The organism is Rhodoluna sp. (assembly GCF_044232805.1).
In the GTDB taxonomy this organism is placed as follows: domain Bacteria; phylum Actinomycetota; class Actinomycetes; order Actinomycetales; family Microbacteriaceae; genus Rhodoluna.
In genome coordinates this window covers 1-9,173 of the sequence record NZ_JBIILG010000042.1, presented here as the reverse complement: position 1 = coordinate 9,173, position 9,173 = coordinate 1, and the positions used below count along the sequence as shown (strand labels likewise).

The following is a 9,173-nucleotide window of genomic DNA, read 5'->3' as shown; positions in this document are numbered from 1 at the left end:
CGGTCCGAAGAGTCCTTGCCACTGTAATACTGAAGCTCGGACATTTTCTCCCAAGTGAACGAGATAGCTCCTTCACTTCCGCGAATCTCAAAACCAGCGTCAGACTTGTGGCCAGGAGCCGACCAAGAAGCGTCAATGTATCCCGTTGCTCCCGAATTGAATTTCAACATGAAGGAGGTCGAGTCATCGACATCTACGTCTCCCATTCCCGAACCAGACAAAAGTGGACGCTTGTCCACGTAGGTGTGCTGAATTGCAAGAACTTCTTTGATGTCGCCCACCAAAAAGTGTGCAAAGTCAATCACGTGACTGCCGATGTCACCTAGCGCACCGGAACCAGCTTGATCTTTCTTGAATCGCCAAACTAAAGGGACGCTTGGGTCGTTGAAGAACTCACCAAGCCATTTACCTCGGAACTCTCGAATTTCACCAATCGCACCCTCGCTTATTAGCTTCTTTGCGAGCTGTACTGCTGGGGTGAGTCTCCAGTTGAAGCCCACCTGGTTTACCACACCAGCTTTTTCAGCGGCATCGGCCATTGCCCTAGCTGTAATGGCATCCAGTGCCAGGGGTTTCTCACAAATGACGTGCTTGCCCGCTGCCACAGCAGCTAGTACAACGTCGTAATGCATGCTATTGGGCAGCAGGACATCGATTACATCAATAGTCGGATCCTCTATCGCTTCCATCCAAGAGGTACTTTTTCTGTTGTAGCCGAATCTAACTTGCGACTCCTCGGCCAACTGGTCATTGGCTTCGACAATAAGTTCTCTATTCAGCATTGCCGGTGCTGGCCATGCATACATTGCGAAGGATGCTAGAGCGATGCTATGGGCCTTGCCCATAAAGCCACCGCCAATTACAGCGAAATTTAGTGATTTCATTTGATTACCTGACTCCATTTCCTTTTTTGCTGAATAGTGGTTTTGTTTATTTCTTTTAGATTTTTATCGGCTAGCTTTTCTCAGTATGTGGGCGTCGAAGGCCAAGGCGATTATAAGAATGACCGCCTTGACGATAAGTTGCGTAAATGACGAGACGTTCAGGATGCTCATTCCGTTGTTTATTACTGTCAGCAAAAATGCCCCCATTACGGCCCCCACTACCGAACCAGTACCACCTCGAAGAGATACTCCACCAATTACTGCGGCGGCTATCGCATCAAGTTCCATGAATTGACCGGCCCCAGGAGTCGAAGAGCCAAGCCTTGCAGTGAGCAGGACTCCTGCGACACCATAAAGAGCACCCATGATAATGAATCCACTGAAGACTGTTTTGCGAATTCCGATGCCAGAGTATTGCGCAGCATCCCGACTTGAACCAACTAGGTAGGCATTTCTTCCAAAAGCTGTTTTTGACATCAAAATCGTCAGGAGCGTAACAACAATTCCCACCCAAAGGATTGCCATTGGAATGCCCTGAAAACCACCAACAATCCATGCCAGCACTATAAGTGGAGTGGCAATCACAAGAATCTTGGCTCCAAACAAAAGAATTGCTTGATTCTTGGGAATCTGCACTTGTTTGCTGATCGCTCTAGAATTCCTTGTCGATCTCTGCTGTAAGTAAACAAAAATCACTCCAGCAACAAGCACTGCCACGAGTAGTGAGTATGAAATTGGAAGTGGAATAAAACCCTCACTTAGGGCAATGAACTCTGGAGGAACCGGCCCGACAGTTCCAGCGTTAGTCCAGGAAAGTCCTATCCCTCTAAACGCTAAAAGCCCCGCGAGAGTAGCAATAAAGGAAGGAATTCCCAGCACCACAACCCAGAATGCTTGAATTAACCCAAGAAGCATCCCAAACACAATCGTTGCGACTATGGCTAGTAGAACTGGCACGTTCCACGTCACGGTTAATTGTGCAGCCAATACCCCACATAAAAATACTGCGCTGCCTATGGATAGATCAATCTCAGAATTAATCATTAGCAGGGCCACTCCACCAGCAATGATTGCCAAAATGGCCCCTTGCCTTAGAAGTAGGGACAGATTGCGAGGGGTCAGGAAAATGCCATTTGAAGTCATGTGAAAGATTGCTGCTAGAACTAGGAAGACCAAGATAAAGATAAGTGCCCTTCTCCCGAACAAAGTAGACAGTTCTCTTCGAACATGCTCATCAAATTTGGCAAACACAGCACCCAAATTAGACATCTTGTTGAATTTGAAATTTTCTTTCAATTTGTGGCCACCCTTAGACTCTTTGTTGCAGCTGCCATCAAATCTTGACGACTCACGTTGTGATCAAATTCGCCTGTTAGACGTCCCCCTGAAAGCACATAGGTTCGATTGCAGAGTCTTGATATTTCATCCAAATCACTCGAGATGACCAGTATTGAACACCCAGACCAGGCGAGTGCCTCCACCCTTTGGTAGATTTCCTCCCGTGCACCAACGTCAACTCCGGCAGTTGGCTCGTCAAGGAGTAAGAGTTTTGGACTCGTTGCCAGCCACCTGCCCAGGAGAACCTTCTGTTGGTTTCCGCCACTCAAGGTTTCAATGTTCTGGTCGGACGACTGGGCCCTGACATCAAGCTGCTCCATTAGGTTCCGAGTTCTGACTTTATCTGGAACCTCAGAGATGAAACCGAGCTTTGAGACCAATTCCAAAGAAGCGGAATCTAAATTCCAGGTGAGGCTGAGCCCAGTGAATATTCCTGTTTGCTTTCTGTCTTCGGTTAGAAATCCAATTCCATTTTTTACGGCATGCTTGGGTGAGTTTGGAACAAACTTCTTTCCTGCAATTTTGAATTCGCCAGTTACTTTCCCAGGCCATGTTCCAAAGACTGCACGCGCAAATTCTGTTCGGCCGGCCCCAACAAGCCCAAACAGTCCAACTATTTCTCCCTTCATAGCTGTGATGGAAAAATTCTCAACTCTGTACCTAGCTTCATCGATTGGGTCGTGAACCATTACCCTTTCAGCACTAAAAATCATATGTGAGCTAATTTTGGGAATCGATTTCTTTTGACGTGTAGTCAGAGACCTGCCAATCATGTAAGAAACAATTTCTTCCCTATTGAAACTCTCACGAGAAAGCGACTTTATAATTTTTCCATTTCGCATGATTATTACTTCGTCGCAAACCTGTTCAATGTCATCGAGACGATGGGAAATAAATACAATTCCAATTTTGTCTTTAGATAATCTCCTAAGGTGCTGGAAAAGAATTACAGTCTCGCCTTCTGACAGCGAGGCCGTGGGTTCATCCAGGATCAGAACTTTCGCATTTCGAGACAGCGCCCCTGCCATCATTGCCAGCCTCTGTTGGGAAGGCGAGAGAACTGAAGCCGGTTCGAAGCCGCTGACCTCAATCTCGAAGAACTCAAGCCACTTTGCTGCACGAGCGGCAAGCTCAGGCTCATTAACAAAGCCACCTGTTTGGGGCAGGTCTCCCGCAAACATGTTTTCGGCAATTGAAAGGTTTGGCGCAATGCTCAGTTCCTGAGGGATAAGCACTATTCCGGCGTTTCGCGCTTCTTTGACGCTGGCAAACTGGCATTCCTGACCCTCGAGGTTGAAGTCTCCTGCATAAGTTCCTCTCGGGTGTATTCCCGCTAAGACCTTCATTAGGGTTGATTTTCCAGCGCCATTTTCTCCGACAATTCCAAGAATCTGACCGTGCGAGAGCTTGAAGCTTGCAGAATGTAGGGCATTAATCCCCGCGAAAGCTTTTGTAATGTCTGTTGCCTCGATTAGAGCAACACCAACTGCTTCTCTTGGGACGGAGCGTGGCTCCATCCCAAGAGATTCAGATTCCAACTTTGAATTCAAAATGTTCCTTCAAAGATAGTTTTTAGTTAGCAGGGCAATCTGCGATGTTTTCGAAGACATCTTCAGCTTTTACCCAACCTTCTGGGGCAATCTTTCGGACAAAATCACAAACCTTGTCCTTCGTGATTGCTTCAACAGGCACTTGGATTGTTGGAATTTCAGCTCCAGATCCATTGTCTGTTGTTGTGGTGGCAGCTATCGCTTCGCCCTTGGCAAGCGCCAGAGCAGCCTGCACAGCCAACTGTGCTTGCTTATCGATAGGAGTCCAAACCGACATTGTCATCAAATCCTGCAGGATGAACTTTAGAGCTGTAGGGGTTGCATCTAGGCCTGTAACACAGACCTTTCCGCCGAGTCCACGCCCCTGAAGAGCCTGGATTACACCGCCAGCCATTCCGTCGTTTGCTGTCAAGAACGCTTTGATGTCGTCGTTATTTGAGGTCAACAAATTCTCAGCAGTTGCCTGAGCTGTCGCTGGGTCCCAGTTCTTGTTGAAGTCAGCGTAAAGAACTTTAGCTTCTGTTCCTTCTAGAGTTGCAGTTTGACCAATTGAAATTGCCTGAGCAACATCATTTGCCGCGTCACCCCAAATCTGAACATAATTACCGGTTCCCCCAGTTGCAGCTAAACAGGTCTCAGCCTGAAGAACTCCAACTTGTGGATTATTTCTTATGACGAAAGCATCGACGGCCACACCCTGGACTCCGATGTCATAAGAGATAACTGGAACTCCAGCGGCTTTCGCAGCGTTTGCTGATGCAGCCGCCGCCTTGTCATCCACTGGAACCATTATTAGTACATCGATTCCCTGGCTTAGAAGGTTCTCGACCTGACTTGCCTGCAACGTTGCATCGTCATCTGCGTACTGGACAATAAGCGTTGCCCCCTGAGCATCGGCTTCCGCCTGCATTGAAGCAACATCGAAAGCCCATCTTTCCTGAAGCTGGGTCTTCATTGCTACTCCGATTACGATCGTCTCGTCAGTCGGCGCCGCAGGTGTTGTAGTTGCTGCACATGCGGTCAGTGCTAGCGTTGCCGACATTGCCAAAACCGTACTTAGCAATGCTCGAGAACCCCAACGGGGCTTCAATGACCTTAGTCCTCTTTTTTCTAGATTCACACTTCGCTCCTTAGTTTGATTTGTGCCGTAGTAAGAAAAAGAAATGTATTTATATATTTATCAATTTCTTTCTCTGGCTAGCATCATACTCGCGTTAAATACAGTCAAACGAGGCAAAGCTTGTAATATATTAATTGCATAATCTTTCATTTAAATTGCAAGAATGTCAATTTTTTGGCTGTTTCGCTCGTATTTTTAGCAATTTGGGAGCCTATATCTATATTTCTGATGACTTCCTGACTCTTCATACCGAACGAAAATGCAGCTAGTCGCTCTGGGACATCGCAGATCATGAGAGACTGGCCTTCATTCTCCCCCTGAGGGTTATGGTGCTCTAGCGCCGAGAAGGTTGCTCTAGTGGAAGTCATACCTCTTTATTGGTGCACTTCGGTTTGATAGGTGATTACTCTCATTGGGTTGGATGGTTGGATACTAAGAAGTATGACAAGGCCTGGAGCTAGGGTGTGGGGCTTTAGGGCCATGCTCGCTGGGTTGGTTATTGGAATATTCCCACTTGTTCTTGCGCTCCCTCTTTCAATTGGTTGCCAGGACCCGTCTAATGAAAGCTCCTGTGCTGGAGCTGTAGCTTATTCGTTCTCGACTCTGACGCTGCCACTTGGGTTTCTGGTTTCTATGGTTGGACTAGTTGTTTGGATTGTGGCTGTGAGAAAAGAACCTAGAGCTAGGGTTTGGGCTTTTAGGATCATGCTCGCTGGGTTAGTTATTGCCCTATTCCCACTTCTTCTTTCGGTTCTATTTTCAATCGGTTGCCAGAATCCGTTTGATGAGAGCTCCTGCGCGGGCGCTGTGGCTTTGTGGGGGCTGCTGGCTACGCTGCCAATTGGGTTCCTGGTTTCTATGGTCGGACTAGTTTTTTGGATTGTAGTTTCAGGGAGAAAACCTAAGGCGTAGCCGGCAAAGAAGGGAAAGAAATGGAAAGTCTCGCGCAAATGGTTGTTCTAATACTGCTTGCAATATTGAGCTTTGGCTTGGGAGCATTCGTGTTTTCTTGGTTTAGATCTCCGGTTACCAAAGTTCTTACCTATGTCTTTGCAGCACTATCGGTAGCTGCAGGTCTTTGGGTGGGCTGGGTTTTGATCGAGGGCAATGGCATCCCCATTGCTTTGGTGCCAATCTCGCTTGGGCTATTTGGTATCTGGAATGTAAGGCGCAGAAACAAAGGCAGATCTTAGATTCCCCTGGGGACCCGGCGTATTTGGGACTTTTGGCTAGACTTAGTGTTTCGGTGAGGCGGTCTCATCGCAAACCCACTGGAGCCTAAAGTGCCTAAGCCAATTGTTCTTATCGCTGAAGAGCTTTCGCCTGCCACGGTTTCGGCTTTGGGTCCTGATTTTGAGATCAAGAACATTGACGGCACTGATCGTGCCGCCTTGCTATCTGCTATCGCAACCGCTTCGGCTATCTTGGTTCGTTCTGCTACCCAGTTGGATGCGGAGGCAATTGCTGCTGCTAAGCAGCTGAAGGTTATTGCAAGAGCGGGTGTTGGGCTAGACAATGTGGATATCAAGGCAGCTACCAGTGCTGGGGTGATGGTTGTTAATGCGCCTACCTCTAACGTCATTTCAGCTGCTGAGTTAGCTATTGGACACATTCTTTCTCTAGCTCGTCACATTCCAGATGCTAATGCTTCGCTCAAGCAGGACAAGTGGGAAAGAAGTAAGTTCACCGGTGTTGAGCTCTACGACAAGACAATCGGAATTGTCGGTCTTGGAAGAATCGGATCACTGGTTGCAGAGCGGCTTGCTGGCTTTGGAGCCAGATTGATTGGGTATGACCCTTATGTGACGCCAGCTAGGGCTGAGCAGATGGGTGTGAGCCTTGCAACCCTTGAAGAGCTTATGCAGCAATCTGATTTCATAACGATTCACATTCCTAAGACTCCAGAAACTACGGGGCTAATCAGTAATGCCCAATTCGCCATGGCCAAAAAAGAGCTCAGAATCGTTAATTGCTCGCGCGGTGGAATCATCGATGAGAACGCTTTACTTGAGGCTCTAACTACCGGCCGGATTGCTGGCGCCGGCCTAGATGTTTTCAACAATGAGCCCCCTAAGGGCTCGCCTTTATTGTCTCTGCCAAATATTCTTGTTACCCCACACCTTGGAGCTTCAACTGATGAAGCTCAGGAAAAAGCAGGAATCTCGGTAGCTAAGTCGGTGCGTCTTGCTTTGGCGGGGGATCTAGTTCCAGATGCGGTCAATGTTGCAGGTGGCAACATTGACGACTCGGTAAAGCCAGGTATTTCCATGGCCGAGAAGTTGGGTCAGGTCTTGTTTGGCATGGCTGATGCTTCTTTGGTTTCTGTGGAAGTTGAGGTTCGGGGCGAGATTGTGGTGCACGATGTCTCGGTTTTGAAGCTGGCTGCATTGAAGGGTATCTTCCAGAACGCTGTTACTGATCAGGTTAGCTACGTCAATGCGCCGCTATTGGCTGAAGCCCGCGGGGTTAGTGTGAAGCTAAGTACAGATCGGGTTTCGGAAGAGTATCGCAACATGACCACCATTCGTGCGGTGTTATCTGATGGCAACGTGATTTCGGTATCTGGAACTGTCATTGGCCCAAAGCGTCACGAGAAGATAACCGGTATCAATGGCTACGAAGTTGAGCTAGCCTTTGCCGAGCACATGGTGCTCATGGTTTATACCGACCGCCCAGGTATTGTTGCGGTTTATGGAAAGGCCTTTGCTGACGCCAATGTCAACATTGCTGCCATGCAAATTGCACGTCAGCAAAAAGGCGGGAAAGCTCTATCTGTTGTTACGGTTGACTCACCGATTGACCCAAAGGTGCTAGAAAAGCTCAAAAAAGACATTGATGCCTCCACTATGAAGGCAATTACTATCTCTGTTGGCTAGATAACCAGATTCTTACCTGAAGACTTATCCACAGTTTCTAGCGCGCACCTCTTGCATCGGATCAAGAGGTTTAGTTTGTTTCTATGAAATCCACAGCAAACAAAATGAGGTATGGGATTTAGGCCAAAGACATAAAGGCTTTTTCGAGCGTGGCTCGATCTTTGGTTCCTGCGGCATCATTGCCACACTGCGCCATGCCGGTGGCAATAATGGCGAAGCCTGCCTTGGTTACCGCTGAGTTAGCAGCTGAGAGCTGGGTCAATATCTCGGTGCAGTCTCTGCCCTCATCGAGCATCTTTACGACTCCTGCTATTTGGCCTTGGGCTCGAACCAGACGGTCTCTGGCTTTCTTGAGGTCCTGGGGTTCTATTTGCATTTTGACTCCTTGAGAAGTTGCGGTTCTGTGTTTTTCAGTATACCCTAGGGGGTATACGAAAGGAACACCAATTGAAGAAGTTTTACAAATTTATTGCTGCTAGCTTTATCGCAGCGTTCGCTGTTACTGGTCTAACTGGTTGCAGCGCTGAGGAGCCAATGGATATGAGCACATATGCAGCAGTTATCGACGTTCGAACCCCTGAAGAAACCTCAGCCGGTCACCTAGAAGGCGCACTGTTATTTGACGTTCAAGATGCTGGGTTCATGGCAAATCTTGAGACTTTAGATAAGTCAGCCGACTACTACATTTACTGCCGAAGCGGTAACCGCTCAGCGGCAGCCATAGAGACCATGAAGGCTAATGGCTTTACAGGCGAGCTTCGTAACGGTGGAGCTTTGGGTAACGCTGCAGCTGAAACCGGTCTTGCTGTAGTCAAGTAATAGTCCAACTATTGGCATACTTTGAATATGGACAAGCTCTTCTGGGATCAGAAGTATTCGGTTGACGAATACATCTACACAACCGAAGTAAATCGCTTTGTCAAAGAACACTTAGCGGATCTCACCCCAGGCAAGATGATTGATCTTGCCGGGGGTGAGGGTCGCAACACCGTCTTCTTCGCTGAAAAGGGCTGGCAGGCAGAAAACATAGACCTATCTTCTGTTGGTTTAGTCAAGTGCGAAAAGCTTGCTGCCGAAAGAGGCGTTTCAGAGCAGGTCTTTACAACCCAAGCGTCCGCTTTAGATTTTGAGTCAAAACTAGCTCCAGTTGATCTTGGGGTTATTGCATACATGCAAATCAATCACGAAGACCTAAAAGCGGGGATTACCAGATTGGTAGCAACCCTCGTCGCTGGCGGGACATTCTTTGGTGTTTGGCATGCACTCGAAAATCTCAAAGATGGCTTTGGCGGACCACAGGATCCCAATGTCTTACCGAGCATCGAATCGATGAGCGAGATTCTGGGGGAGCTTCCCCTGAAGGTGGAGTTCATTATTAACCGCGACGGGCAGGTACAAACCAAGC

General features: G+C 48.0%; 10 protein-coding genes. 5 read left to right on the top strand and 5 right to left on the bottom strand.

What is annotated here, in order from left to right:
- The 4 genes from AC9UES_RS05655 to AC9UES_RS05640 form a co-directional block, all read right to left on the bottom strand.
- The coding region (locus AC9UES_RS05655) for a Gfo/Idh/MocA family protein (protein ID WP_509527460.1) at positions 1 to 884 on the bottom strand (884 nt) is incomplete at its 3' end.
- Positions 885 to 947: 63 nt separating this feature from the next.
- Entirely contained in the window at positions 948 to 2,153 is a 1,206-nt protein-coding gene (locus AC9UES_RS05650; RefSeq protein ID WP_509527458.1) for a sugar ABC transporter permease, read from the bottom strand.
- A gap of 23 nt (positions 2,154 to 2,176) precedes the next feature.
- Positions 2,177 to 3,772, bottom strand: coding sequence for a sugar ABC transporter ATP-binding protein (locus tag AC9UES_RS05645; protein WP_509527455.1), 1,596 nt, complete (start codon positions 3,770 to 3,772; stop codon positions 2,177 to 2,179).
- Positions 3,773 to 3,794: 22 nt separating this feature from the next.
- Positions 3,795 to 4,814 carry a substrate-binding domain-containing protein gene (locus AC9UES_RS05640; protein WP_509527453.1) on the bottom strand — a complete coding sequence of 340 codons (1,020 nt, stop codon included), beginning with the start codon at positions 4,812 to 4,814 and terminating at the stop codon, positions 3,795 to 3,797.
- Positions 4,815 to 5,333: 519 nt separating this feature from the next.
- Between AC9UES_RS05640 and AC9UES_RS05635 the strand changes: the two genes are divergently transcribed.
- The 3 genes from AC9UES_RS05635 (at position 5,334) to serA (ending at position 7,768) form a co-directional block, all read left to right on the top strand.
- Positions 5,334 to 5,804: a hypothetical protein gene (locus AC9UES_RS05635; RefSeq protein ID WP_509527450.1), complete on the top strand. Its 471-nt coding sequence runs from the start codon at positions 5,334 to 5,336 to the stop codon at positions 5,802 to 5,804.
- Positions 5,805 to 5,824: 20 nt separating this feature from the next.
- Entirely contained in the window at positions 5,825 to 6,085 is a 261-nt protein-coding gene (locus AC9UES_RS05630; protein ID WP_509527448.1) for a hypothetical protein, read from the top strand.
- 90 nt (positions 6,086 to 6,175) lie between these two features.
- Positions 6,176 to 7,768 (top strand): phosphoglycerate dehydrogenase, encoded by a 1,593-nt coding sequence (serA, locus tag AC9UES_RS05625; protein WP_509527446.1) that lies wholly within the window; start codon positions 6,176 to 6,178, stop codon positions 7,766 to 7,768.
- Positions 7,769 to 7,886: 118 nt separating this feature from the next.
- Here serA and AC9UES_RS05620 read toward each other — a convergent pair whose 3' ends face one another.
- Positions 7,887 to 8,144 carry a metal-sensitive transcriptional regulator gene (locus AC9UES_RS05620; RefSeq protein WP_509523415.1) on the bottom strand — a complete coding sequence of 86 codons (258 nt, stop codon included), beginning with the start codon at positions 8,142 to 8,144 and terminating at the stop codon, positions 7,887 to 7,889.
- Between the two features lie 71 nt (positions 8,145 to 8,215).
- Between AC9UES_RS05620 and AC9UES_RS05615 the strand changes: the two genes are divergently transcribed.
- Together AC9UES_RS05615 and AC9UES_RS05610 are read left to right on the top strand one after the other, a co-directional pair.
- Positions 8,216 to 8,587, top strand: coding sequence for a rhodanese-like domain-containing protein (locus AC9UES_RS05615; protein ID WP_509527444.1), 372 nt, complete (start codon positions 8,216 to 8,218; stop codon positions 8,585 to 8,587).
- A gap of 27 nt (positions 8,588 to 8,614) precedes the next feature.
- A partial coding sequence (locus tag AC9UES_RS05610) for a class I SAM-dependent methyltransferase (RefSeq protein ID WP_509527441.1) occupies positions 8,615 to 9,173 on the top strand: 559 nt, incomplete at its 3' end.